This is a genomic window from Lacticaseibacillus styriensis (genome assembly GCF_030770295.1).
Lineage (GTDB): Bacteria > Bacillota > Bacilli > Lactobacillales > Lactobacillaceae > Lacticaseibacillus > Lacticaseibacillus casei.
The window spans coordinates 2,608,709-2,634,291 of record NZ_CP132483.1 but is presented as its reverse complement, the minus strand read 5'-3'; the positions used below and the strand labels follow the sequence as shown (position 1 = coordinate 2,634,291).

Here is a 25,583-nt window from a genome sequence, read left to right as displayed (position 1 = left end):
CACCTTAGTCTCGAAGCGCTATCATCGCGATACCCCGGCATTTGGCCGGAGATTGTAAGCTCATGACCGCCACCATCCTGCAATGACACTTGTTCTTGTTTTTCAATTGTGAACGTGCTATTGTTGTTGAGATATGTTTTTTTGTCATTTACTGAAAATGCACGTGATGCCCGCGGATTCCTTGAAAACACGCTTGGGTAAACGCGTGCAGGAATTCTCAAGGAGGAACTCATTTGAAGTTTAAAGAACTAGGTTTGGATCATGATCTCTTAAAGGCAATCGCACAGTCAGGTTTTGAAGAAGCGACCCCGATTCAAGCAGAGACGATCCCACTGGTTCTGGAAGGCAAAGATGTGATCGGTCAAGCACAGACCGGTACCGGGAAAACGGCAGCATTTGGCTTGCCGATTCTGCAACACATCGATAAAGCTGACCGGAGTATCCAAGCACTGGTCATTTCCCCAACCCGGGAATTGGCGATTCAGACCCAAGAAGAACTTTATCGTTTAGGTCGCGACAAGAAGATCAAGGTGCAAGCAGTTTATGGTGGTGCTGATATTCGCCGCCAGATCCGTCAGCTTGCTGACCACCCACAAATTGTGGTCGGAACCCCAGGGCGGATTCTTGATCATATCGGGCGTCACACCTTGAAACTGGAACATCTTGATACCTTGGTATTGGATGAAGCCGACGAAATGCTCGACATGGGCTTTATTGACGACATTGAAAAGATTGTTGAACAGATGCCAACAGAACGTCAGACGTTGCTGTTTTCTGCCACCATGCCGGCAGCGATCATGCGCTTGACCAACAAGTTCATGAAGAGCCCGGTTGTTGTTAAGATTAAGGCCAAGGAACTGACTGCTGACACCGTTGAACAATACTATGTTCGCGCAAAGGACTATGAAAAGTTCGATGTGATGACGCGCTTGTTCGACGTTCAGGATCCTGATCTGGCATTGATTTTTGGCCGGACCAAACGCCGCGTTGACGAATTAACCCGCGGCTTGAAGGCACGTGGTTATCGGGCTGAAGGGATTCATGGCGATTTGACGCAGCAAAAGCGTATGAGCGTGTTGCGCCAATTCAAGAGCGGCCAATTGGACTTTTTGGTGGCGACGGATGTTGCGGCCCGTGGGTTGGACATTTCTGGCGTGACGCATGTTTATAACTATGACATTCCGCAAGATCCTGATTCATATGTGCACCGTATCGGTCGGACCGGTCGTGCGGGACACAAAGGGGTTTCGGTAACATTTGTCACACCAAATGAAATTGAATACCTGCACACGATCGAAGACTTGACGAAGAAGCGGATGTTGCCGATGAAGCCGCCAACCGCTGAAGAAGCGTTGATGGGCCAGATTTCCAGCGGCTTATCCACGATCAAAGAACAAGTCGAAGCCAACGACACTGAAAAGTATGAAGCCATGGCGGAAACGCTTTTGGAAAACTACACCCCTCTACAATTGGTTTCTGCCTACCTCAAAGCAGTCAGCCCGGATGATGCCAGTGCGGTTCCGGTCAAAATTACACCAGAACGGCCACTGCCACATCGCGGTCGCAACAATCACGGCCACGGAAACAATCGTGGCGGCGGTTATAAAGGCGGCTACAAAGGTAAGCGGCGCGAAGGCGGCTATCAAGGCAACCGTGACGGCCGGCGCAGCTATGACAAGAAGCGCAACTTCGGCGACAAGCGTAAGAATGTCAAACGTAACTTCAAAATTCGTTCAGGCGAATAAGCTTTCACGAGTCAAAGTTCCTAACACGAAAATTGACGGTTAAAATAAAACAGGCACCGGGGCTGATATCGTCTCGGTGCTTTTTTAATGGAAAGAAAGTTGGTTTTCTTCATGGCAACATGCACGCCGGAGGGATAGATCATTTGCGGCTAAATAAATAGATGCGGCAGCCAATTTGCCGAACATGGCCGATTTTTAATCAAAGCATGCTAAAATGACTTTATCAAATGTATTGGAGGCCAAGTATGATTTATGGCATCGGGGTTGATGTGACTGATTTAGGACGAATTCAAGCCGCCCAGGAAAAGAACCATGGATTCGCCGCAAAAATTTTGACACCCGTGGAATTAGCAAACTATCAACAATTGGATGGCCGCCGTGCCGTGGAATATCTTTCCGGGCGATTTTCAGCGAAGGAATCTTATTCCAAGGCTTTCGGTACCGGACTGGGCAAGGTTGCTTTGCAGGATGTTGAAATTCTGAATAACGAACTTGGCAAGCCGATTCTGACGAAACACCCATTTGCCGGCAATGCATTTGTTTCCATTTCCCATAGTGAGACTTTGGTGTTCACCGAGGTAATTTTAGAAAAAGAAGGTCCTGAACGTGACGATCGGTAACTTCCGACCAGCAACAGTTTTGATTGATGAAACAGCTATTTTGCATAATGTCCAGCATGAGGTGGCGCGGTTAAAAAAGAAGACCCAACTTTTTGCCGTTGTCAAAGCCGATGCTTATGGTCATGGTATGTTACGGGTAGCACGGGTTGCGAAGGCTGCTGGCGCAAGCGGCTTTTGTGTGGCGCTGCTTGACGAAGCGTTAGATTTACGAGATGCGAATTTTGTCGAGCCAATTCTGGTTTTAGGCATTGTGCCAAGCCAGCACGCTGCGATTGCTGCGGCACAAACGATTTCGTTACCGATTAGCAGTGTCGAATGGCTCGAGCAGGCGTTACCGGTGTTGGAAGCCCAACCGGAGTTGCCGCCTTTACGCATTCATCTTGCGTTGGATACCGGCATGGGGCGGATTGGCTTTACGGAAGATCAGGCACTTTTGGATGCCCTTAAGTTCATTCAGGCGCATCCGAAGCAATTTATGGTTGAGGGCATTTTCACCCATTTTGCCACAGCTGACGATCCAGATGATGCTTACTTCAAACAGCAAGTGGCCAAGTTTAACCATATGGTGGACTTATTGCCAACCCGGCCCCGGTACGTGCACGTCTCGAACTCGGCGACCAGTCTGTGGCATGCAGCATGTAATGGCAACATGATTCGCTATGGTGTGGCGATTTATGGCCTGAACCCATCTGGTGATGCGATTCCGACAACACCTTTCCCGCTGGAACCTGCCTTGTCACTGGAAAGTGAATTGACTTACTGCAAGCAGGTTCATGCCGGTGACGGTATTTCCTATGGTGTCACCTATCGCGCTAAAGGTGACGAGTTTATCGGTACCGTTCCAATTGGGTATGCTGATGGATGGCTGCGGCGGCTGCAAGGGTTCCATGTGTTGGTTGATGGACATGCCTGCGAGATTGTTGGCCGAATTTGCATGGATCAGTTCATGATTCGTCTACCAAAAGCCTATCCGGCAGGCACCAAAGTCGTTTTAATCGGGCAAAGCGGCGATCAGGAAATCACGCTCTTAGATGTCGCCAAGTATAGCGACACGATTCATTACGAAATTGCCTGCAATTTGACGCCGCGGTTAAAACGGCAAAGCATCAATCCGATCGGCAAATAACAAGGCAGTTTTTCAGATGATTGGCTAAGTGCGGTAGCTCCTGAATCGATTTTGTGATAAAGTAGCAACATGAACTTGGGAAGTTGGAGGAAGTTGTCATGAAGAAGCAAACGTCAGTAACGGTAACGTTTGATGCTGCTATTAAGGCGCGGTTAGATGCCTATTGTGAGTTGAATGACACGGATACTCAAGATGTGATCACGACAGCAGTGGCCAAATTTTTGCAGTCACAAGCACCCGATATCAACCAGCTGATTTCCGGCTACGTTGCCATGGGACAGATCAATACAGAGATCAGTCATGCTTTCTCCGCCTGCGAAAGTGAGGCATACGCCCATATTCGATAAGCAACGGGGGGCAAAAGCATGGATGTAACCGTAAAACGCGGAGATGTATTCTTCGCCGATTTATCGCCGGTTGTCGGATCTGAACAGGGTGGCAATCGACCTGTACTTATTATTCAAAACAACGTTGGCAACCACTATAGTCCTACGGTTATTGTGGCGGCCATTACCTCCAAGATCCAAAAACCCAAGATGCCCACTCATGTTGGCTTACGGGCAAAACAAGATGGGGTTGAACGTAACTCGGTGATTTTGCTAGAACAGATTCGCACCATCGATAAGCAGCGATTACAGGCGCGCGTGACAGCTTTATCAAGCGCAAAAATGGCGGCCGTTGATCGTGCGTTGGCAATTTCAGTAGGGCTCGTTAGTTTGCCCAAACCAAAAACATACAATAAAAATTAACGCAATATTTTGGCAAAAAGCCGCACCCACCTCAGTGATAAATTGACTGAGATGGGTGCGGCTTTTGGTTTATTCGACAACAACTGGCGTACCAGTTGGGACGGTTTCGAAAATCCACTTGGCATCCGGAATACTGAGGCGTACACAGCCATGTGAACCGGGTTTCTGGCCCAACTTTGCCGCTTCAGATTCAATATATTGACCGTTGACGTCAGTCGGCACGGTGTGGAATAAGTAGGTCCCGTGTAAGTAAAAGCTCGTGTAATAATGCGCGCCCATTTGTTCTTCAGGATTGAAAAAGTCATAGCCGCGTTCAGACTGAATCTTAAAGTGCCCATGCGGTGTCGAGTCGTCGATACCAGTTGAAGCATACATGGTGTAAAGGGTTTTAGCACCATCTTTAACAAATACCCGTTGCTTGTTCAAACTGACAACCAAGGAAAGATTAGGGTGTTGCGTCAAGTCAGGATAAGGCTGATTTTCGGAGGGAGCTTGCCAGTCGATTTTCTTTGTCACGTTGAGCGCAACTTTGCTAGTAGGCTGATGTGAAGACTGGTTAACCTTGGCGAGTGTTGTTCCGGTGCGAAAAATGGTGGCAGCAGGAACCGGTTTTTCTACTTGTTGGCCGGTGATGATGGTCACCAAACATACTGGTACCAAGACAGCGAAGAAAAACAGCTGTTTGCGAAATTTAGGTTTGAAATGATGGCTACGAAGGAAACGAATAGTGAAGACGATTCGATCCCAAAAATGCGTCAGAGTTTTCATGCGAGGTTTTCCTCCCCCGTGTCACGATCATTAGACCTGGATACTTATGCCAACGTATTATAAAGGATCTGCACTGCTTAAACCAGTAAACCGAATTGGCGCCAATGCTAATAGGCGATCTAAGCAGCGAGAAATGCGCGCCATACGCGTTCACCGGCACAGAAGCTTGCGTGTGTAAGAGCCTTGAAGCCTAGATGGCCAAAGCCCAGCCATTTAGGCTTCAAGGCCACTTACGCTCCAGCTTCTGACCGCGCCAGTTCACGCTCACCATATAAAAAAGCTCGGCAGTGGTCAAAACGTTGCCGGGCTTTTTAAAATCAGATTACAGTTCTTCATCTACCCGAATCGGCTGTCCGGATTGCAGATCGTCGATTTCAACTACGCGGAAACTCTTTTTCTCCAGGCGTGAGACAATTTCATTTAACGTGTTTTCATCGGTCCCTGCAGGCAAGGTGAACAAGGTGCGGCGGACGAATTCGTCGCGTTTGGCATCCAAGGTGATACAACCGGAAATGGACACATACTTAGCCAAAATCTTGCTCATTTTTGCCAAGTCGCCGCGTTCGCCGGTGGACATCACAGTCAGAACATAGGAGCCAACGTCAACGTTCCAAGCCTCAGACAGCATCCCAAGCAATTTGGCATGTGTGAGAATCCCGTAAAAGTTGGCATTTTCGTCCAAGACCGCGATGTAAGGCAGATCCTTGATGTTGAAGAAGACTTTGAAGAATGGGGCATTCACCGGAATCGTCTTGGTTGCATTCTTCAGCAGATAAGTAACCGGCAGACTCATATCGCCGCCTTGGGACTTATGGCGATAGATATGCATCTTGTAAATATTGCCGCGGAAGATCGTGCCGCTTTCATCCAAGATCGGCACACAACGAAAGCCGGAGTCTTCAAGGATCTTCAATGCTTCTTCAAGGGTGACCGTTTCCTTGACAGTGGTCAGGAATTCCTTTTTTAATACTAACGACTTAATTAACATTCGTTTTCCTCCATCAAAGGTGCACACTTTATTAAAATGTTCTAATCTTGTCCTATGATACCATAGTTTTTTGACGGTGTAACGGTCTTTCCGGGTAAAAAGTCAGCGCCGGATATTGCTTAACAGTTGGGTACAAAAAATCGGCTCGAGGGACGGGTTCGCCTTATGAGCCGATTTCTTGTTGGTTAAGATGTTACTGACTGAAAACTAATAAACGATAACCGGCGTTCCTTCATCAACTGCGGCATATAACTTGGCCATGAAATCAGGCGGGTTATTGACACAGCCGTGGGAACCGTGTTCCTTGTACCAATCGCCACCGTATTTAGGTTGCCACGGGCTGTCGTGAAGACCGACACCCGTGTAATCGATTGGCATCCAGTAAGAAACCGGGCTGGCATAGGAGCTGCCGTCATCATTTTTACCGCGCAACGTTGCATTACGTTGCTTCGACCAAACATAGAAGACACCGGATGGGGTTTCCTGGCTCGGCTTACCGGTTACGATATCGGAATCCATGACGACCTTCCCATCTTTAATGAACCATTCGTGTTGTTTCTCTTTTGAAACTTCAACGTAGGTATTGCCGATATCGCCGTCAGTTGCGTAACCGGAACCGCTGTGGACGACTTCCTTGTTAAGATCCTGTCCAGCTTTGACGCTGGCAAGAATCATCGCTGCGGTCGAGGTGACATTAATGCTCCAGCCATACGTGCCAGCAGGAACCGAAACTGTCCCTTGCTGTTGCGAGTTAAACTGACGGGTCTTATTAATGGTGCTGTACTGCTGTGATAGCGTCGAGACATAATTGGTAATGGCCTGACTGGAGACTGTTGCCTTGCCGTTGTCGTTGGTAACCCAGCTCATCACGGTTGCTTGAGGAACTGTGACGGTCTTGGACTGAATCTGCAAGGATACTTTGGTTCCGGCAAGCTTATTCATATCCCGTTCTGTCGTTTGCAGACTACTGTCAGACGCCTTAACGGTCGGCTTTTTGTACGTATCCGTTAAATTAACGGTTTGCCGATGATTATCCAAGGCGGTCGTCACCGTTTTAGCAAGTTTATCAGCGTCAATCTGATTACCGTTGACTTCTTTTTGAATCTTGAACTGGGTGCCATCTGCAACGAGTTTGGCATTGACCGGTTCTTGGCGTCCTTGGTTCAGTTTATTGGCAGTGGTGTCCGCAAACTGTTTTAGGGCAACACTGTTAATCGAAGGATCCTCATCAGCATGAGCCTTTTGACCCGCAAAAATCGAAGTGGTCCACAACCACGGATTTTGCTTATTCAGTGCCTGATTGAGACCCTTTTTGAAATCCTGGCTTAAGCCCAGGGCGCGGCCTTTGACCTTCATGACTTTTTTATTGCCTTCAACAAACGTATATTGGCGCTCATTGAACTGTTGTACCAGCTTCTTATTGGCCGCATTAACCGATTGACCAGACACATCAATTCCGAGAATTTCCGTGTTAGGCAAAAAATGATCGCGGTAGTGCATGCTCCGGACGATATAAAATCCGCCTAGAAGAACGACTAGCGCGCCGACAACGAGGAGCCACCGTTTATTCTTATTCACTGATCGCTGCCTCCTGCTCCTTGATTGTTCCTGTTTCGTAGCAAGCACTTCCTCAAAAAAATGACATTGTTCTTGCCTATTATAAGGTAACAAGCCCAGAATTAAAAGCGGTACGCCTCGTTCAGCTATAGGCATTTCGGGTGTGCTAACCATTAGCGGAGCGGCATCTGACAACTTTAAAAAAACATTATACTTTCAGGATGCTGCCAAGCGAGAGAAATGTGCTAAAGTCCCTAATCATTTTCGAGATTAAAAAAAGAACAACCAGGCAGTTGCCCAGCTGTTCTAGACTCAGTCATGATGATGATTACTGACGGGTTTCGATGTCGTTCTTCGCGAAGGCATCAGTCAGAACCTTCTTCAATTGTGAAGCAGATTTCTGCATGGATTCCTCTTCGTGGTCGGTCAATGGGATTTCCAGAATGTTCTGGATACCATTGCGGTTGATCACAGCTGGGGTACCGATGTAGATGTCGTTCAAGCCATATTGACCATCCATGTAAACGGACAGTGGCAGAACAGCATTTTCATCGTTCAGGATAGCCTTGGAGATACGTGCCAAAGCAGTTGCGATACCATAGAAGGTTGCGCCCTTGAGTTTGATGATTTCGTAAGCAGCGTCACGAACGTCTTCAAACATCTTAACAAGCTTGTCTTCCTTGATTTCCGGATGTGCTTTAACCCATTCGGCAATGGTAACGCCACCGATGTTGGCGTGTGACCATACAGGAAATTCAGTGTCACCATGTTCACCCATGATGTAAGCGTGGACCGAACGTGCATCAACGTTAACCATTTCAGCAATGGACTGACGGAAACGTGCGGTGTCCAATGAAGTACCTGAACCAACAACGCGGTTCTTCGGGAAGCCGGAAAGCTTCCAAGTTGCATAGGTCAAGATATCAACTGGGTTGGCAGCAACCAAGAAGATACCGTTAAAGCCAGAATCCACAATCGGATCAACAATGGACTTCAAGATCTTCAAGTTCTTGTTAACCAGATCCAAGCGGGTTTCGCCTGGCTTCTGAGGAGCACCAGCAGTGATAACAACCAGATCAGCATCCTTGGCATCGCTGTATTCAGCAGAATAAATCTTCTTTGGGCTGGTGAATGGCAGCGCGTTGCTTAAATCAATCGCGTCACCCTTCGTCTTGTCCTTAAAAATGTCAACGATCCCGATTTCTTGTGCAATACCTTGCAATACCATTGCATAGGCATAACTTGAACCAACGGCGCCGTCACCAACGAGAATAACTTTTTGGTGATCCTTATCCGTAATACTTGCCACGGTGATATCATCCTTTCTTATGTGCATGCAAACTGCATTTCATTGTGAGTATAACACATTATCAATTCGCCGAAACAAAATTGACAGACTTTTTCATAATTTTGCCATGGTTAAAAAGTCGCGCTCAGCCTTACAATAGCAAGGCTTGTGAATCCTGTGACAAGCTCGCTTTCAGGAACGAAAACGCTTGCATGAGCGATTTTCACGAGGGGTAAAAGCTTAACAGTTCACAAAAGGAATGTGCACAGTTAATCAGCCTTGATGTGTTATACTGCATACTAATAGAAATTCGCGTCCCAGTATGTGGATGACGGTGTATAGCGAAGTGACACCAAGCGCTTAACCTTGTGATGTTGGTTAGTGTTTGGTGTCCTTCGCTTGGCTTGGTTACGCAGGAATACACGCGGCTAAAAAACCAACTGTAGCTTGTCATTGTTGCCAAAAGGGTGCCAACCGCAAGCAACCGGGGCCGTTGAAAAAAGCACTAATTTAAGGAGACAAAATGAAAATGATCGTTGGTCTGGGTAATCCTGGACGAAAATATGCAGGTACCAAACACAACATGGGTTTTATGGTCGTTGACGAACTGGCTAAACGTTTGGGACTCAAACTTGATAAGCTTGAATTTGATGCTGCCACGGCGACTACCCGGATTCATGATGAAAAAGTGTTTTTGGTGAAGCCCCAGACTTATATGAATGCTTCAGGGCGGGCCGTACGCGAACTGATGATGTTTTATCAAATTCGGTTAGACGAAATCCTGGTGGTTCATGATGACATGGATCTGACGCTCGGCAAATTACGGTTGCGGCAACGCGGGTCAGCAGGCGGCCATAACGGGATCAAGGATATTATCAGCGCAACCGGCAGCGATGAATTTTACCGGTTGAAAATCGGCATTCAACACCCTCAGCGTCAGCGGGTTGTTGACTGGGTGCTCACGCCCTTTTCCCAAGCTGATCAGCCAATGATCGATGAGGCCATTACCAGAGCAGATGATGCGTTGGAAGACTGGCTAAATGGCATGCCGTTTCCGCAACTGATGAATAAGTTTAATTAAAAGTCGGTGGCTTGTTCGTGATCGCACGCGGCCGATTAGGTAAACTTAGTAGAAGAAAGAAGTAGGTGAAGCGATGAATTTGATCGACATGGTGCAGGCAGATCCAGAACTGTCGGCATTATGGCCTAAACTCAAGACCGGCCGTCATTTGGTGACAGGGCTTTCGGGTTCCGCCAAGACGGTCTTTTTTGGCGCGCTCTTGCAACAACGTCAGCAACAGCTTCTGATTGTCGAGAATAATCGTTTTCATGCTGACGAATTAGCAGCCGACTTGAGCAGCTTGTTAGGCGATGCGCTGGTTTATGACTTTCCAGTGGAAGACGTGCTGGCTGCCGAAGTTGCGGTGAGCTCACCGGAGACCCGCAATGATCGGATTAATGCATTAACTTTCTTGCAAAGCGGCAAGCCTGGCATTATTGTGACCAGCCTGGCTGGGTATAAGCGTATCTTGCCGGCGCCAGCGGTTTGGGCGGCTAGTGAGCTGGTCATCGATATGGATTCAGAGCTTGAGCCGCAAGATGTTGCCAAGCAATTGATTGCAATGGGGTATCGCCGCGATTCACTGGTTAGCGCGCCGGGGCAATTCGCCATTCGCGGTGGCATTATTGATATCTATCCGCTCAATCAGGATGATCCGATTCGCATTGAATTATTTGATACGGCCGTCGATTCGATTCGCACTTTTGACATTGCGACGCAGCGTAGTTTGAAAAAGCTGACGCGCATCGTGATTTCACCGGCGACCGATATGATCGCGTCAGATCAGGTGCTAAGTGCGACCGGTGAGCGTCTTGTGAAGCAGGCAACGGCTTACAAGGCCAAGGTCAAAGATGCGGATACCAAGCAAGCTATCACTGACGGACTTTTAACCACCGGCCAGCAGTTGCAAGCACTGGAACGGCCGGAGAATCTAGCTCTGTATGCACCGGAACTTTACCCGGAACATCAGCGCATCACTGACTACCTCACACCGGATGCACTCGTTGCCTTTGACGATTACAGCAGGTTACTGGATAGCGATACCCATTTAGTCCAGGAAACCGCAGAGTGGTATGCTCAATTGCAAACGGAAGGCCGGTTGCTGCCCAAGACACCTAATCCAAAAATTCAAGAACTTAATCAGCATGAACCGCATCCACGGCTGTATTTAAGCCTTTTTCAAAAAGGTATGGGACAATTGCGGCTTGATAGCCTGACCAATGTGCCGAGTCGCAATGTTCAACAGTTCTTTAGTCAGATGCCGTTGCTCAAAACAGAAACCGATCGCTGGGTGAAACAAAAACAAACCGTGGTCTTTCTGATTGCGGACAAAAATCGGCTAGATAAGCTGAGCGGAACGTTGAAAGATTTTGAGATTAGCAACGTTCTGACCGAACCCAATCATTTACTGCCAGGTCAGGTTCAATTGACGGAAGGCAGTTTGAAGAACGGCTTCGAACTGCCGGACATGAAGTTGGTCGTTGTCACTGAGCACGAGTTGTTCAATGCACGGCAGCGACGGCGGGCACGGCACCAAACACTGGCCAATACGGAACGACTGCGCAGCTACAATGAGCTGAAGCCCGGCGATTATGTGGTGCATGTTAACCATGGGATTGGGCAGTATACCGGTATGGAGACGATGGAAGTCGACGGTGTTCACCGCGACTACATCACCATCGATTACCGCAATAACGACAAGCTCTTTATTCCGGTTGATCAGCTGAATCTGGTGCAAAAATATGTTTCCGCTGACGGCAAGGCGCCAAGCGTTAATAAGTTGGGCGGCACCGAATGGCAGAAGACCAAACGCAAAGTGGCGGCCCGCATTGAAGACATTGCGGATGAGTTGATTGATTTATACGCCAAACGTGAAGCAGAAAAAGGTTATGCGTTTGGCCCGGATGATGATTTGCAGCAGAAATTTGAAGATGAGTTTCCTTATCCGGAGACGCCGGATCAGTTGCGGTCAGCCAAAGAAATCAAACGCGACATGGAAAAACCGAAGCCAATGGATCGCTTGCTTGTCGGGGATGTCGGCTTTGGCAAAACCGAAGTTGCGTTGCGGGCGGCATTTAAAGCGATTGATTATGGCAAACAGGTGGCCATTTTGGTGCCCACGACGATTTTGGCGCAGCAACATTTTGACACCATGAAAGAACGCTTTGCCGATTTTCCGATTAAAGTCGGGTTGCTGTCCCGTTTTCAGACGCCGCACCAAAATAAAGAGACCATCAAAGGCTTGAAGAATGGCACGATTGACATTGTCGTCGGGACACACCGGTTGTTGTCAAAAGATGTGGCTTTTCGTGATCTTGGTTTGCTGGTCATCGATGAAGAGCAGCGTTTTGGCGTTAAGCATAAGGAGCGTATCAAGCAGCTGAAAAGCAATGTGGACGTCTTAACGTTAACGGCGACTCCCATTCCGCGTACCTTGAATATGTCGATGCTGGGCGTGCGCGATCTGAGTGTCATCGAGACACCGCCGACCAATCGTTACCCGATTCAGACGTTTGTCATGGAGCAAAATCCCGGGGTGATTCGCGAGGCAATTGAACGCGAAATGGAGCGCGGCGGCCAGGTCTTTTACCTGCATAATCGGGTGGAAGATATGGAGCGCACCGTGAGTCAGTTGGAAGAGCTGGTGCCAGATGCCAGTATCGGCTACGCGCATGGGCAGATGACCGAAACGCAGCTGGAAAACGTCATTTATGATTTTCTGCACGGTGCCTATGATGTGCTGGTCACAACGACGATCATCGAAACCGGCGTTGATATGCCAAATGCAAATACGTTAATTATCGAAAATGCCGATCATTACGGCTTATCTCAGTTGTATCAACTGCGGGGACGGATCGGTCGTTCGAGTCGGGTAGCGTATGCCTACTTCATGTATCAGCCGATGAAGGTGCTTAATGAGGAGGCGGAAAAACGACTGCAGGCGATTAAAGATTTTACGGAATTAGGCAGTGGCTTCAAAATTGCCATGCGTGACCTGTCGATTCGCGGAGCCGGCAATCTGTTGGGCAAGCAGCAACATGGCTTCATCGATTCGGTTGGTTACGATCTGTACACCCAGATGCTCCAAGAAGCGGTGAACAAACGGCGCGGGATTAAAACGGCGCAGAAGACCGATGCCGAAATCGATCTGGGCTTGGAAGCTTATCTGCCGACCGACTATGTGGCTGATTCGCGGCAAAAGATCGAACTGTATAAACGGATTCGTGAAGCCAATAGCGATGAAGCCGAAACGGAAATCAGCGAAGACTTGATTGATCGGTTTGGTGACTATCCGCAGCCGGTGACCAACCTGCTGGCGATCGCGCATCTCAAACGGTTTGCCGACTTGGCATGGGTCAACAGCGTGCAAAAGACGGATCAAAAAATCGCGGTTGTGTTATCGCCGCAAGCAACCACTAAAGCGCAAGGCGAACCTATTTTTAAGGCGCTGGCCGCAACGACGCTTAAAGCTCAGGTTGCGATTGCTGATGGTAAGCTGACCGTGACGTTGACAATTCCTAAAACCATGCAGGCCGAGAGTTGGTTGGCGCAACTGACAGCCTTTATGCAGGGATTGGTGAACGTTGTCAATCCCCAGCCGGAGAAAAAGCCGGCAGCTTAATGCCTTATGATTGGCCAGCAGGGGTTTCGCGAATCGAGCGGTCAGCTGTGACCATGTTAACAGGAGACCACCATGCATAATCAACAAATGAAGTATTTAATGCGCGGTGCCTGGATCTTGAGCCTCAGCTCACTGATTGCCAAGATCCTCAGCGCAGTTTACCGGGTGCCATTTCAGAATATGGTTGGCGACACGGGATTTTACGCCTATCAGCAAATCTACCCTATCTACGGGCTAGGGATGACGTTTGCGTTGTCCGGATTTCCGGTTTATATTTCCAAACTTGTTGCGGAAGCTGACGGTGACGAAGCAAAGTTAACGGTGGCTCACCAGAGCAACGTGATTTTGAACTGGGTTTCGTGGGGGTTGTTTTTGGGCCTTGAATTTTTTGGTCAGGAAATTGCCCGTGCGATGGCTGATCCGGAACTATTACCGTTAATCCAAATCGTGGCGTTTATGTTCCTGACGATGCCGGTTTTGGCGACGGGACGCGGTTATTTTCAAGGTACTTTTGATATGGTGAAAACGGCTACGAGCCAAGTGGTTGAGCAGATTGTTCGGGTTGGCGTGATCTTATTGGCGGCATGGTGGTTCGTCCAATATCATTGGAGTGTCTACCAGATGGGTGCGATTGCCATGAGCGGGGCCTTTTTTGGCGGATTGGCAGCAGTGCTGACATTGTGGCGGCCGTATCACCGGATTTTTGGTCGCCGCCGCTTTCGTTTTCCTGGCGTTCACGCGTATGCCCACCTGATTAGTCGCTTCGTCAGGGAAGGCGGCGCGATTACACTGTATGCCGCACTGTTGATTTTGTTACAACTGGTTGACAGCTTCACAGTGACAAAAGGCTTGACCAGTTCCGGTATTGCCATGGCAACGGCCAAAAGTTTAAAAGGGATCTATGACCGTGGCCAACCCCTTGTCCAGCTAGGGCTTGTGGTGGCGGCTTCACTGTCCACAACTTTGCTGCCTAGTCTGACCCAGGCGCGTCAGCTACAGCAACGTCGGCAATTCATTCAACGTGGCGCAGAATTGGTGCATTTTAATCTAGCCTTTGCGCTTGCGGCGACTTCTGGGTTGGCTGTTTTGATGCCGGCAATTGATTTACTGCTTTTTGGCGATACCGCCGGCGCGTTTGTCTTACAATTGTATGCCATTGCGATTGCCGTTGTTGCCATGATTAATGCGTATAACGCCATCTTGCAGAGCTTGGATCGGTATAAGGGCATTAGCGTGGCGCTGCTGATCGGTATTTTGATCAAGTCCGGGATTAACCAGCCGCTGGTTGCCCGGTTTGGGACGGCCGGCGCCAGTGGTGCGACAATTCTGGCATTGGGTGTGATCCTTTGCTTGATTTATTATGCCGTTCCTGAGACGATCAAAGGCAGAAGTGCGCTGCGGCTGTTTGTGCCAAAATTGCTTGCGGTGACCGGTCTCATGGTGTTGGCGGTTTACCTGGCAGTTGGGTGGATTCCGCTGAGCTCACGGCTGGTTGCGCTTGGTGTTACCTTATTAGGCGTGGTTCTCGGCGTCATCGTCTTTTTACTGACAGGTACCTGGTTCAAACTTTTGACGTTGCGCGAAATGCTTGATCTGCCCGGCGGTAAAAAGTATTTAAAATTTGTACGAAAAATAAAAGCGAGGTAAAGATATGCGGTTAGACAAGTTTCTCAAAGTTTCCCGAATTATCAAACGACGCACCGTGGCAAAAGAGATTGCCGACAAAGGACGCATCACGATTAATGGTAAAGTGGCCAAATCCAGTAGCGACGTCAGTGTAGGCGACACGCTGGTCATTAACTTTGGCAACAAAACACTGACGGTGCGCGCCGATGATTTGGTCGAAACAACCAAGAAAAACGATGCGGCAGACATGTACACGGTGCTGAAAGAAAATTATAAAGAAACATTTTAATGCGGATTTGTTGGTCTGTAGCCCCTTTGATTTGTTATACTTGATTTACTGAAGTCGTAACACGTGGCTGGTGAAAACGAGGGTGCGATCAGATGGCAAAGAATAATATCAGTCAATTAAATAATGCGTATACGCGTGAGCACACAGCAAAAAAGCAGCGTGCGCCCAAGTCCCGGGCACACGCGGTACATATGAAACGCATTCGGAATTTGCTGATTCTGATGGTGGTAATTTTGGGTCTGGGGGGCTTTAGTGTGGTTCGGACGCAAATGACACTGGGTGAAACCAATCATGCCGTGACGAAAGCCAAGGCTAATCTAGATAAACTAAAGGCCAACAAAGCCGCACTTAAAGTCCAGGTTGATCAGCTCCACAATGATGACTACACGGCCAAATTGATTCGGGAGAAATATCTGTATTCAAAACCCGGTGAGGTGATTTTCAACTTGCCGGATAAAGCCAATAAGATTCCGAATCTGAACGTCAGTCAATGAGCTTTTTAGCCCTGATTGGCGCAGCTTTTGTGTCGGCGAATGGATGTTGTCAGGTTTCGGTAGTTTGTTGGTTTGTGATTGAGTGGTATGCTTGAAGCGTGCGCGAGTGGCATACAGTTTTGATTGTGACAGGTTCACGCGCTGCTTGCGTGTCTTGCTACCCATGCTATACTTATAGACACATTTAATTAGGAGGACTTCTTTTTTTATGGCAGTTGAAGTTGGTACGAAAGTGACTGGTAAGGTCACCGGGATCACGAAATTCGGTGCATTCGTTGAGTTAGGCGATGGGAAAACCGGATTGGTGCATATCAGCGAGGTCTCTGATGCTTATGTCAAAGACATTCATGATGTGTTGCATGTTGGCGAACCGGTGACGGTTAAAGTTCTTTCGATCCAAGATGGTAAGATTGGCCTGTCTATCCGGAAAGCGGTTGATAAGCCGCAACAGCGTGAACATGAGAACAATCATCATGAAGGCCGGCACGCGCCATCAGCGCATCCGGGCAATAATCGGTTCCAAGGTGGTGCCCGCAATGGTGGCAATCACTTTGGTCATAAAGCCCAACAACCGGCTAAAGGTGATTTTGACGCGATGATGTCCGGTTATTTGAAAGAAAGCGAAGATCGGTTAAGTGTTCTTCGCCGTAATACCGAAGGCAAACGCGGCGGCCGAGGCGGTCGGCGCAGTTAGAAATCGGGTCTGGGACAAATTATGATTTGTTCTGGGCCTATTTTCTTGGATTGCCTTTTTTGACTGACTTAATGCTGAAACGAGGTTAACGTGGAGGAGACGTATGAGCCCGAAACTTTTTCAAACATTCGGTTTCGCACCGCATACCCGTGTGCTTGTGGCCGTTTCCGGCGGCGTTGACTCAATGGTGCTGTTGGATCTGGCGGTTCGGACACCGGATCTGGATGTAATTGTGGCCACTTTTGATCACCGCTTGCGGCCGGAAAGTCGCCAGGAACAAGCATTTGTGGTGGCGGCTGCAGCACAGTATCAGGTTCCCGTTGTCACCGGTGTTTGGCACCGCGAGTCGACGGATACTGCGAGCGAAGCGGCGGCGCGTCAGGCACGCTATGAGTTTTTGACTGCAAGTGCCGAGACACAGCATGCGACCGTGGTCATGACTGCCCATCATGCCGATGACCAACTTGAAACAGTCTTGTTTCGGCTAGGGCGTTCCGGTGATCCGGCCGCGCTGGTTGGCATTCGGGCAGATCAGTCGTGGCATGGGAAACGGTTGGTTCGCCCTTTGTTAGGTTACAGTAAGGCCGCGCTTCAGGCATATGCTCAGGCGCACGACATTGAATTTCGTGATGATGCCTCGAATAACGATACCCGTTATGCTCGCAATCAATTGCGCCACGAGGTCATTCCCGCCTATAAAAGGCAAAATCCGCAATTGCTGGCGCACATGCAACGGTTTACGGTGGAGCAAGCAGGGATGTTGGCACTGGCAGAAGCCGAAGCCGATCGATGGCAGCGGCATCTGCAAATAGATCCGGTGACGATTGACTGGCAAGCAGCGACGCGTCTGCCAAAAGCGGCGCAGCTTGTGCTTTTAAAAAGAATGTTGCGGCAGTGGCAGCCCGAAGTTGACGAAAAACTACTGCCAGAGGTTATGCACCATTTGTTTGCTCAAAGTGAACACCACTTTGACCTTGGCGCCGGCGTTAGCATTGTCGTTCAAAACGGCCGGATCAGGGAGCTGGTTTTGCAACCGGCAATGACCCCAGTGACGTTTACGCAGATTGGGCAGACTGTGAAAACCCCGCGTGGAACGTTTAGTTTACAAACAGAGGCATTGCATTGCGAAGGCGTGCCGGTACAGGTGCGGTTGCCGGTGACATTGCGTACCCGTCAAGCCGGTGATCAAGTTCGGCTGCCGAATGGGGTGACCCAGAAATTGCGGCGGTTTTTTATTAATGAAAAAGTGCCGGCAAGTCAACGTGATCAATTACTTTTATTGGCGCAGGACCATCAGGTTTTTTGGATTGAAGGTCAGCCTTTAGAACGATTGTCGCCTCCAGCTCAAACTGATATACTCCATGTTGTACTGGTGCACTCGCCAGATGTTGACAGAAGTGAGGATAGATGATGAATCCCGATATTTTAAAGGTGTTGTACTCTCAAGACGACATCCATGCCATCACGGCGCGGCTCGGCGCTGAACTCAAGCGCGATTACGCAGGGAAGAATCCCTTAGTGGTGTGCATCTTAAAAGGTGCCATTATGTTCATGACTGATCTTGTCCGTGAGATTGATGACTATATGGAACTTGACTTTATGGATGTGTCTAGCTACGGTGACGCGACCGAATCTAGCGGCGAAGTCAAGATTATCAAGGATCTTGATGCAAGTGTGAAGGATCGGAACGTTTTGATCGTAGAAGATATTGTCGATACCGGTCGAACCCTGAAATACTTAACCGATATCTTTAAAACCCGTAAAGCGAAGTCTGTGCGGATTTGCGCCTTGATGGACAAGCCGGAGGGACGCGTGGTCGATGTTCAGGCAGATTACGTGGGAACCACGGTGCCTAATGAGTTTGTGGTCGGTTATGGTTTGGATTACGCAGAACGTTATCGTAATTTGCCTTATATTGGGGTATTAAAACCAGAAGTCTACGCGGCAAAATCTTAATCTGTGCGCCGTGTTTGTGGTAGTATATAAGGTACTAATTGAATGTTGCCGGAGGTTCTAAATGAAGAAAAAACAAAACGGCCTGTTCAGTAGCACACTAACGTATATCATCATTTTTGTGCTGCTGGTCACCGGTTTTGCGTATTATATGCGCGATAATGGGACAACATCGTCCCAAGAAATTGAAACAAGCACCTTCATGTCCGAATTAAAGAAGGACAATGTCAAGAGTTATTCGCTCCAGCCATCTGGCGGCGTCTACAAAGTCAGCGGTGAATATAAGAAGGCCCAGAAGTCTTCCGGTGCGAATAATTCACTGAGTTTATTTGGCAATCAGACGACCAAGGTGACGAAGTTCTCCACCTATATTCCGACGAACGACGCGACTTTGAGCCAGATTCAGAAGATGACCAGTGCTAACAATGTTAAAACGGATACCCAGGAAGAATCACAGTCCGGGGTCTGGTTTAGCTTACTGATCACGGTCGTGCCGATTGTCATCATGATGATCTTCTTCTATATGATGATGAATCAGGCTGGCCAAGGCGGCGGCTCTGGTCGGGTCATGAGTTTTGGCAAATCACGCGCTAAGCAGGCAGATAAAAATGCCAACAAAGTGCGGTTCTCCGATGTTGCCGGTGCCGAAGAAGAGAAGCAGGAACTGGTTGAAGTGGTTGAGTTCCTAAAAGATCCGCGGAAGTTCTCGGCATTGGGTGCCCGCATTCCAGCCGGTGTGCTGCTTGAGGGTCCTCCTGGTACTGGTAAAACCTTGCTAGCCAAGGCAGTTGCCGGTGAAGCCGGTGTACCGTTCTTCTCGATTTCCGGTTCTGACTTCGTTGAAATGTTCGTGGGTGTCGGGGCTTCCCGTGTTCGTGATCTTTTTGACCAAGCCAAAAAAGCAGCGCCTTCGATCATCTTCATCGATGAAATTGATGCGGTTGGTCGTCAGCGTGGTGCCGGAATGGGCGGCGGCCATGACGAACGTGAGCAGACATTGAACCAGTTGCTGGTTGAAATGGACGGGTTTACCGGTAATGAAGGCGTGATTGTCATTGCCGCAACCAACCGTTCTGATGTCCTTGATCCGGCGTTGCTGCGTCCAGGCCGATTTGACCGGAAGATTCTGGTTGGCCGTCCGGATGTTAAGGGCCGTGAAGCGATTTTGAAAGTGCACGCGAAGAACAAGCCGCTTGCGCCGAATGTTGACCTTAAAGAAATTGCGCGGCAAACGCCTGGTTTTGTCGGGGCTGATTTGGAAAACCTGCTGAATGAAGCGGCCTTGGTTGCTGCAAGACGAAGCAAGAAAGCCATTGATGCTGCCGATGTGGATGAAGCGGAAGATCGAGTCATTGCCGGTCCGGCGAAGAAAGACAGGGTCATCAGTCCAAAAGAACGCAACATGGTGGCCTTCCACGAAGCGGGGCACGCAATTGTCGGTCTGGTCTTAAGCGACTCGCGAACTGTGCGTAAGGTTACGATTATTCCGCGTGGTCGTGCAGGCGGGTATGCGATTATGCTGCCAAAAGATGATCAATTCTTGCTGACCAAGAAGGAGTTGACCGAACAGATTGTCGGCTTACTTGGTGGTCGGACGGCCGAAGAAATTATCTTCGGGGTCGAATCCACCGGGGCGTCCAATGACTTTGAACAGGCAACGCAAATTGCCCGGAGCATGGTCACTCAGTACGGGATGTCCGATCGCTTGGGAACGGTTCAACTCGAAACCGAGGGCCAGCCATTCCTTGGTGCTCAGTATGGCCAGACACCACCTTATTCTGAGACGACAGCAACAGCGATTGATGATGAAGTGCGGCGGATCATTGACGAAGCCCATAAGCAGGCTTACGAGATTATTCAGGCCCACCGTCAGCAGCATAAGCTAATTGCCGAAGCCTTGCTCAAGTACGAAACCTTGAACGAAAAGGAAATCCTCAGCTTGTTCAACGATGGCAAGATGCCAGAACGCGATCAAGACGAATTTCCAAGCGAAAAGGCAGCTACTTTCGAACAATCCAAAGCAGCGCTTGAGCATAAGGATAAAGAAAAGCAAGCAGACGAAGAAGCCAACGCCAAGTCCGAATCTGACTCCCAGGCAAACCAAGATCAGGCGAGCCAGGATGATGATACAGACAGCGTTGAAAAGCCAGATGATACGTCGGCTGACAGCGGTTCTTCAGACAACAATGAACATCAGGATCCGCAAGCGTAACAAAAAAACACCGCCCAAGTTGGTGGTGTTTTTTTGTTACGCATTATCATGAAAAATTCCAGAGGTCAGCTGTGGTTTGAGTCACTTTGTCGCCGAGGTTTGGTTAGCTGCTGTATCGCTACCTAGTGGTTGGTACGGGTGTTTCTTAAGTAAGCGTGTGTAAAAGCCAATATCGTGCATCGTCTCGTGCAAGCGGCGGGCAAAATGCTGGCTGTTCTCGGCAGCAGAATTGATCTGCCCGTTTTCGTCAAAACACGGATCGGCCGACCAAAGTAACGTCGGCGTGGGGAGGACGATCATTTTCAGCATTTGTAAAATCGGAACTAAACTGGCTGCTGCCAGCATACCGCCATCAGAAAAATGCGAATACCCAATGATTTGAACAGGTTTATGTTCAACTTCCGGACCGATTAGATCCAAGGCATTTTTTAAACCGCCGGGTAGCGCGTGATCGTATTCTGGCGTTAATATCACGTAACCATCCTGGTTGGCCACCGCGGTTAACCATTTTGTTTCGATTGGGGTTGGCTCTTGGATCGGATCTTCGAGTGGCGTTTCGGGATGGTCATAAAGTGGCAACGGATAATCCCGAAGATCAAGCCACGTGTAATGAACCTCTGATGTGTCGGGAAATGCTTGTTTTAAATAATTGAAAATACGGGCACCTAGCGCATTTTTTCGAGTTGTACCTAGGATAACGCCGATATGACTGATCAAAAATACCAAGTCCTTTCCAAGTTAATTAATAATTTTATTTTACCTGTTATTCGAAATCAAGGCGGCATTCAGCACAAATTTCACTATGACGGTTGACATTGTGCACTTCGGTATCGCGAATTGAGGGAAAACGTGTGAATCCGAATCTGACTTTGACTAAAATTGGTGCAGTTAGGCATCATTTGAGGCATACTGATGCGTACACTGACTTTTCAATAGCGCACAATTTTGGTAGAATAGCCACGTTTAACTTTCAGAAAAGAGGACCCAACATGAGTGACTATATCGCGAGCGCATTGTCGCGTGATACCCATTTTCGAATTTTCGCTGTCGATGCGACGGAGACAGTACGCGAGGCGCAACGCCGTCATGATACCTGGAGTGCGGCGTCGGCGGCACTGGGGCGGACGCTGGTTGCAACGGCGTTATTGTCCGCTTCCGGATTAAAAAACCGTGATGACATGCTAACAGTGCGCATTAAAGGAGATGGCCCGGTTGGTTCTATCATCACCGATGGCACAGAGATCGGCACGGTTCGCGGCTATGTGCAAGAGCCGCACGTCAATTTGCCGCTCAACCTTGTCGGAAAAATCGACGTCGCCCGTGCTGTCGGTAAACATGGCATGCTTGCAGTCACCAAAGATATCGGGATCGGTGAACCATTTACCGGCCAAGTGCCGCTGGTATCAGGCGAATTAGCCGAGGATTTCACGTATTATCTGGCAAAATCCGAACAAATTCCTGCCGCAGTGGGATTATCCGTTTTCGTCAACGCCGACAACTCGGTTCAGGTCGCTGGCGGCTTCATGCTACAGGCGTTGCCGGGGGCCGATGATGCAGAATTGTCCGCACTGGAAGCCAACGTCAAAACATTGCCGCTTGTGTCGGAACTTTTAAAAAGCGGCCTGACACCAGAGCAAATTATTCAACGTATCGCTGGGGATGCACCGGTGCAATTCCTGGATACCCAGTCACTGCGGTTTGCATGTAATTGTTCTAAAGCCCATTTTGGCGATATCATGGCAACCTTGCCGCATGAACAATTACAGGAAATGATTGATGAAGATGGCGGTGCGGAGACGACCTGCAAGTTTTGCGGTAATCAGTATCATTACAGCGTTGCGGATCTTGAAGCATTAATAGCCCGACACGAATAGTTGCGATTTTTGCTTATTTTAAGTAAAGTTAGCATCGCGAAAGCAAGAAAGAGGTGGCTTGTATGTGGCATATTGCCAATGTTGAAATTCCCAATCGACTCGTTGTTGCCCCGATGGCCGGGGTTACCAATGCGGCCTTTCGGGTAACCGCCAAAGAATTCGGTGCGGGTCTGGTTGTGTGCGAAATGATCAGTGACCGTGGAATTATGTACAAGAATAAGAAAACGTTGAGTATGATGTTTGTGGATCCGCGGGAACATCCAATTTCGATTCAGATTTTTGGCGGGACCAAAGAAACCTTAGTTAATGCGGCGAAATTCATCGACCAAAATACCGCGGCAGATATTATTGATATCAATATGGGCTGCCCGGTTCCTAAAGTCACTAAAACTGACGCAGGTGCTCATTGGTTACTTGATCCGGAAAAGGTTTATGAAATGGTCGCGGCAGTCACCGATGCCGTTTCCAAGCCGGTCACCGTCAAGATGCGAACCGGCTGGGATGAAGACCACATTTATGCGGTTCAAAATGCGTTGGCAGCCGAGCGTGGTGGTGCAGCAGCGCTGGCGATGCATGGTCGTACGCGTAAGCAGCTTTATTCCGGACATGCGGATTGGAATATTTTAAAAGAAGTTAAGCAACATCTGACGATCCCGTTTATGGGCAACGGCGATGTACGGACACCGCAAGATGCCAAACGCATGCTTGAAGAAGTCGGTGCCGATGCCGTGATGGTCGGTCGCGCAGCGTTAGGGAATCCTTGGGTCTTGAAACAGATGGCAGCATATCTGGATGACGGCGAGTTGATCCCGGAACCGACACCACGGGAAAAAATTGCAACTGCCAAGTTACAGCTACAACGGCTGGTTGACTTACACGGTGAGCATCAGGCCGTGCGCGAATTCCGGATGCAGGCAGCTTATTATTTGAAAGGCATCCCGCGTTCAGCGAAGACCAAAGCAGCCGTTAACATGGTTGATACGCAAGCTGAAGTAAATCATATTTTTGACGATTTTGTTGAGCAGACCGAAGCGCGCGCCCGCGAGCGTCAGCGCAGTCATTAACTTACTAGAGCTTTAGACGAAAAAGACGTTCTGCGATGATTTGTTGGCTAATCAATCATTGAGAGCGTCTTTTAATGCGCAGAAGGTTGCTTTTTCGCGGTAAAATTGTCATCATCAAAGAGTGCTATAAATTGGAACGGAGGAACATGTGTTGGCTAAGGAAAACGGACAGCAACCAGAAATGAACGATCAGATGATTGCGCGGCGGGAAAAAATGGAAGCCTTGCGCGAAGCAGGGATTGATCCATTCGGTCATCGGTTTGATCGAACCCACTCGGCAGCGCAAGTGCGCGAAGACTTCGGTGAAGACGACAAGGAAACGTTGCTTGAAGAAAAACCGAAAGTGACGATCGCAGGACGCATGATGTCCAAACGTGGCAAGGGTAAAGTCGGATTTGCAGATATCCGTGATCGTAGTGGCAAAATGCAGATCTACGTTCGTAAAGATGTTGTCGGCGATGAGAACTACATGATTTTCAAGAAGGCCGATCTTGGCGACATTCTTGGTATCAGTGGCGAAGTCATGAAAACCGATTCCGGCGAACTGACGGTCAAAGCCAACCATGTTACCCACTTGGCTAAGGCATTACGGCCATTACCGGACAAGTGGCATGGCTTGACGGACGTTGAGCAAAAGTACCGCAAACGTTATCTGGATCTGATTTCTAACCCTGACAGCTTTGACCGGTTTGTTAAGCGGACAAAGATTGTGAGTGCTGTTCGTGAATATTTAGATAACCACGGCTTCCTTGAAGTCGAGACGCCGGTGTTGCATAACCAAGCCGGTGGCGCCAATGCCCGTCCGTTCATCACGCATCACAATGCACTGGATATCGATCTTTATCTACGAATCGCGCTTGAACTACATCTGAAGCGGCTCATTGTCGGTGGGATGGAACGGGTTTACGAAATTGGTCGGGTTTTCCGTAATGAAGGCATTGATACCAAACATAATCCGGAATTCACCGAGCTTGAAACCTACGCAGCCTATTGGGACTTGACCGATGTCATGACTGAAACTGAAGGTATTTTTCGATTTGCTGCCCACAAGGTTCTTGATTCCGGTAAATTAACGTATCAGGGAATGGACATCGACCTAGATGCGCCGTTTGCCCGCATTAACATGGTCGATGCCATTAAAGACAAAACCGGCGTGGACTTTTGGCCGGAAATGAGCGTTGATGATGCGCGCAAGCTGGCAGACGAACATGATGTCCATTACGAGCCTTATTGGAAGGTCGGTCACATTATCAGTGCCTTCTTTGACCAGTTCGTTGAATCAACGCTGATTCAACCGACTTTCATTACCGGGCATCCAATCGAAGTGTCCCCTCTCGCAAAGAAAAACCCTAAGGATCCCCGCTTTGTCGAGCGGTTCGAACTTTTCGTCGGCGGTGGCGAATACGCCAATGCCTTCACCGAATTAAACGATCCAATTGACCAGCGCCAACGGTTTGAAGCCCAGGCCGCAGAAAAGAGCGCAGGCAATGAGGAAGCGCAAGGTATCGATGATGATTATGTTGAGGCATTGGAATACGGCATGCCGCCAACCGGTGGCTTAGGCATCGGTATCGATCGTCTTGTCATGCTGTTGACAGATGCGCCTTCAATTCGTGATGTCCTTTTGTTCCCGACATTGCGCCCATAACCTAAACTTATGTGTCGCCATTTTGGCGGCACTTTTTGTTTTACGAAAGATTGCGCCGTGAGTAAGTTTATTATAGGCTTATTCACGAATGAAAATCATCAATGGCACACATAATATCCGGATAGTATTTTTATTTAAAAAAGTTGTTGACGATGGCGCAAACCGTTGGTATGATAATAAGCGTCGTAAATGAGCAACGCTGATGT

The 25,583-nt window shown here is 48.8% G+C and carries 22 protein-coding genes; 17 read left to right on the top strand and 5 right to left on the bottom strand.

Translation table 11 applies throughout. The annotated features are described in order from the left end of the window. Positions 1–233: 233 nt before the first annotated feature. The 5 genes from cshA to LACSTY_RS12405 all read left to right on the top strand — a co-directional run bounded on the left by cshA (position 234) and on the right by LACSTY_RS12405 (position 4,240). Positions 234–1,745, top strand: a complete 1,512-nt coding sequence (gene cshA, locus LACSTY_RS12425) for a degradosome RNA helicase CshA (RefSeq protein ID WP_087912846.1) — start codon at positions 234–236, stop codon at positions 1,743–1,745. A 245-nt stretch (positions 1,746–1,990) separates the two neighbouring features. Beyond that, entirely contained in the window at positions 1,991–2,365 is a 375-nt protein-coding gene (gene acpS / locus LACSTY_RS12420; RefSeq protein ID WP_010491243.1) for a holo-ACP synthase, read from the top strand. Beyond that, positions 2,352–3,491, top strand: coding sequence for an alanine racemase (alr, locus tag LACSTY_RS12415; RefSeq protein WP_087912845.1), 1,140 nt, complete (start codon positions 2,352–2,354; stop codon positions 3,489–3,491). Before acpS ends, alr begins: the two co-directional genes overlap by 14 nt. Positions 3,492–3,589: 98 nt before the next feature. Then, a complete protein-coding gene (locus tag LACSTY_RS12410; protein WP_010491246.1) occupies positions 3,590–3,838 on the top strand; it encodes an antitoxin in 249 nt (82 codons plus the stop codon). Positions 3,839–3,856: 18 nt separating this feature from the next. Continuing rightward, positions 3,857–4,240, top strand: a complete 384-nt coding sequence (locus tag LACSTY_RS12405) for a type II toxin-antitoxin system PemK/MazF family toxin (RefSeq protein ID WP_005686631.1) — start codon at positions 3,857–3,859, stop codon at positions 4,238–4,240. Between the two features lie 69 nt (positions 4,241–4,309). Here LACSTY_RS12405 and LACSTY_RS12400 read toward each other — a convergent pair whose 3' ends face one another. The 4 genes from LACSTY_RS12400 to LACSTY_RS12385 all read right to left on the bottom strand — a co-directional run bounded on the left by LACSTY_RS12400 (position 4,310) and on the right by LACSTY_RS12385 (position 8,889). After that, positions 4,310–5,008, bottom strand: a complete 699-nt coding sequence (locus tag LACSTY_RS12400) for a L,D-transpeptidase (protein WP_087912844.1) — start codon at positions 5,006–5,008, stop codon at positions 4,310–4,312. A 322-nt stretch (positions 5,009–5,330) separates the two neighbouring features. After that, complete coding sequence (gene cbpA / locus LACSTY_RS12395; RefSeq protein WP_010491258.1) at positions 5,331–5,996, bottom strand: cyclic di-AMP binding protein CbpA; 666 nt, start codon at positions 5,994–5,996, stop codon at positions 5,331–5,333. A gap of 207 nt (positions 5,997–6,203) precedes the next feature. Beyond that, positions 6,204–7,574 carry a L,D-transpeptidase family protein gene (locus LACSTY_RS12390; protein ID WP_075761421.1) on the bottom strand — a complete coding sequence of 457 codons (1,371 nt, stop codon included), beginning with the start codon at positions 7,572–7,574 and terminating at the stop codon, positions 6,204–6,206. Positions 7,575–7,881: 307 nt separating this feature from the next. Beyond that, positions 7,882–8,889: an L-lactate dehydrogenase gene (locus LACSTY_RS12385; protein ID WP_003662706.1), complete on the bottom strand. Its 1,008-nt coding sequence runs from the start codon at positions 8,887–8,889 to the stop codon at positions 7,882–7,884. A gap of 475 nt (positions 8,890–9,364) precedes the next feature. On the opposite strand from LACSTY_RS12385, the gene pth reads away from it, so the two are divergent. From pth to ftsH, 9 genes are all read left to right on the top strand, one after another. Continuing rightward, entirely contained in the window at positions 9,365–9,922 is a 558-nt protein-coding gene (pth, locus tag LACSTY_RS12380) for an aminoacyl-tRNA hydrolase (RefSeq protein WP_087912843.1), read from the top strand. A 73-nt stretch (positions 9,923–9,995) separates the two neighbouring features. Then, positions 9,996–13,523, top strand: a complete 3,528-nt coding sequence (gene mfd, locus LACSTY_RS12375; RefSeq protein WP_087912842.1) for a transcription-repair coupling factor — start codon at positions 9,996–9,998, stop codon at positions 13,521–13,523. A gap of 72 nt (positions 13,524–13,595) precedes the next feature. Beyond that, positions 13,596–15,170 carry a putative polysaccharide biosynthesis protein gene (locus LACSTY_RS12370; protein WP_087912841.1) on the top strand — a complete coding sequence of 525 codons (1,575 nt, stop codon included), beginning with the start codon at positions 13,596–13,598 and terminating at the stop codon, positions 15,168–15,170. A 4-nt stretch (positions 15,171–15,174) separates the two neighbouring features. Beyond that, complete coding sequence (locus LACSTY_RS12365) at positions 15,175–15,438, top strand: RNA-binding S4 domain-containing protein (RefSeq protein WP_010491289.1); 264 nt, start codon at positions 15,175–15,177, stop codon at positions 15,436–15,438. Between the two features lie 92 nt (positions 15,439–15,530). Further along, positions 15,531–15,932, top strand: a complete 402-nt coding sequence (locus LACSTY_RS12360; protein WP_025013382.1) for an FtsB family cell division protein — start codon at positions 15,531–15,533, stop codon at positions 15,930–15,932. Between the two features lie 208 nt (positions 15,933–16,140). Further along, entirely contained in the window at positions 16,141–16,626 is a 486-nt protein-coding gene (locus LACSTY_RS12355) for a S1 domain-containing RNA-binding protein (protein ID WP_010491293.1), read from the top strand. A gap of 103 nt (positions 16,627–16,729) precedes the next feature. After that, positions 16,730–18,037 carry a tRNA lysidine(34) synthetase TilS gene (gene tilS / locus LACSTY_RS12350; protein WP_087912840.1) on the top strand — a complete coding sequence of 436 codons (1,308 nt, stop codon included), beginning with the start codon at positions 16,730–16,732 and terminating at the stop codon, positions 18,035–18,037. Further along, positions 18,037–18,582, top strand: a complete 546-nt coding sequence (gene hpt, locus LACSTY_RS12345; RefSeq protein ID WP_087912839.1) for a hypoxanthine phosphoribosyltransferase — start codon at positions 18,037–18,039, stop codon at positions 18,580–18,582. The genes tilS and hpt overlap by 1 nt, the downstream gene beginning before the upstream one ends. Before the next feature lie 61 nt (positions 18,583–18,643). Next, positions 18,644–20,791 carry an ATP-dependent zinc metalloprotease FtsH gene (gene ftsH, locus LACSTY_RS12340; protein WP_087912838.1) on the top strand — a complete coding sequence of 716 codons (2,148 nt, stop codon included), beginning with the start codon at positions 18,644–18,646 and terminating at the stop codon, positions 20,789–20,791. An 81-nt stretch (positions 20,792–20,872) separates the two neighbouring features. Here the strand turns inward: ftsH and LACSTY_RS12335 are convergent, their stop codons facing one another. Continuing rightward, positions 20,873–21,508, bottom strand: coding sequence for an NADPH-dependent FMN reductase (locus LACSTY_RS12335; protein ID WP_087912837.1), 636 nt, complete (start codon positions 21,506–21,508; stop codon positions 20,873–20,875). A gap of 272 nt (positions 21,509–21,780) precedes the next feature. On the opposite strand from LACSTY_RS12335, the gene hslO reads away from it, so the two are divergent. The 3 genes from hslO (at position 21,781) to lysS (ending at position 25,377) form a co-directional block, all read left to right on the top strand. Continuing rightward, entirely contained in the window at positions 21,781–22,665 is an 885-nt protein-coding gene (gene hslO, locus LACSTY_RS12330; RefSeq protein ID WP_049170386.1) for an Hsp33 family molecular chaperone HslO, read from the top strand. 62 nt (positions 22,666–22,727) lie between these two features. After that, positions 22,728–23,729, top strand: a complete 1,002-nt coding sequence (gene dusB / locus LACSTY_RS12325) for a tRNA dihydrouridine synthase DusB (RefSeq protein WP_049170387.1) — start codon at positions 22,728–22,730, stop codon at positions 23,727–23,729. Between the two features lie 148 nt (positions 23,730–23,877). Further along, positions 23,878–25,377 (top strand): lysine--tRNA ligase, encoded by a 1,500-nt coding sequence (gene lysS / locus LACSTY_RS12320; protein WP_025013390.1) that lies wholly within the window; start codon positions 23,878–23,880, stop codon positions 25,375–25,377. Positions 25,378–25,583 lie beyond the last annotated feature (206 nt).

Excerpts from the sequence above, each read along its gene's own strand:
- mfd (WP_087912842.1), top strand. The coding sequence starts at position 9,996 with ATGAATTTGATCGACATGGTGCAGGCAGATCCAGAACTGTCGGCATTA.
- LACSTY_RS12365 (WP_010491289.1), top strand. The coding sequence starts at position 15,175 with ATGCGGTTAGACAAGTTTCTCAAAGTTTCCCGAATTATCAAACGACGC.
- ftsH (WP_087912838.1), top strand. The coding sequence starts at position 18,644 with ATGAAGAAAAAACAAAACGGCCTGTTCAGTAGCACACTAACGTATATC.
- dusB (WP_049170387.1), top strand. The coding sequence starts at position 22,728 with ATGTGGCATATTGCCAATGTTGAAATTCCCAATCGACTCGTTGTTGCC.
- tilS (WP_087912840.1), top strand. The coding sequence starts at position 16,730 with ATGAGCCCGAAACTTTTTCAAACATTCGGTTTCGCACCGCATACCCGT.
- LACSTY_RS12370 (WP_087912841.1), top strand. The coding sequence starts at position 13,596 with ATGCATAATCAACAAATGAAGTATTTAATGCGCGGTGCCTGGATCTTG.
- LACSTY_RS12355 (WP_010491293.1), top strand. The coding sequence starts at position 16,141 with ATGGCAGTTGAAGTTGGTACGAAAGTGACTGGTAAGGTCACCGGGATC.
- hpt (WP_087912839.1), top strand. The coding sequence starts at position 18,037 with ATGAATCCCGATATTTTAAAGGTGTTGTACTCTCAAGACGACATCCAT.
- acpS (WP_010491243.1), top strand. The coding sequence starts at position 1,991 with ATGATTTATGGCATCGGGGTTGATGTGACTGATTTAGGACGAATTCAA.
- LACSTY_RS12405 (WP_005686631.1), top strand. The coding sequence starts at position 3,857 with ATGGATGTAACCGTAAAACGCGGAGATGTATTCTTCGCCGATTTATCG.
- LACSTY_RS12360 (WP_025013382.1), top strand. The coding sequence starts at position 15,531 with ATGGCAAAGAATAATATCAGTCAATTAAATAATGCGTATACGCGTGAG.
- hslO (WP_049170386.1), top strand. The coding sequence starts at position 21,781 with ATGAGTGACTATATCGCGAGCGCATTGTCGCGTGATACCCATTTTCGA.
- pth (WP_087912843.1), top strand. The coding sequence starts at position 9,365 with ATGAAAATGATCGTTGGTCTGGGTAATCCTGGACGAAAATATGCAGGT.
- cbpA (WP_010491258.1), bottom strand. The coding sequence starts at position 5,996 with ATGTTAATTAAGTCGTTAGTATTAAAAAAGGAATTCCTGACCACTGTC.
- LACSTY_RS12410 (WP_010491246.1), top strand. The coding sequence starts at position 3,590 with ATGAAGAAGCAAACGTCAGTAACGGTAACGTTTGATGCTGCTATTAAG.
- LACSTY_RS12385 (WP_003662706.1), bottom strand. The coding sequence starts at position 8,889 with ATGCACATAAGAAAGGATGATATCACCGTGGCAAGTATTACGGATAAG.
- LACSTY_RS12400 (WP_087912844.1), bottom strand. The coding sequence starts at position 5,008 with ATGAAAACTCTGACGCATTTTTGGGATCGAATCGTCTTCACTATTCGT.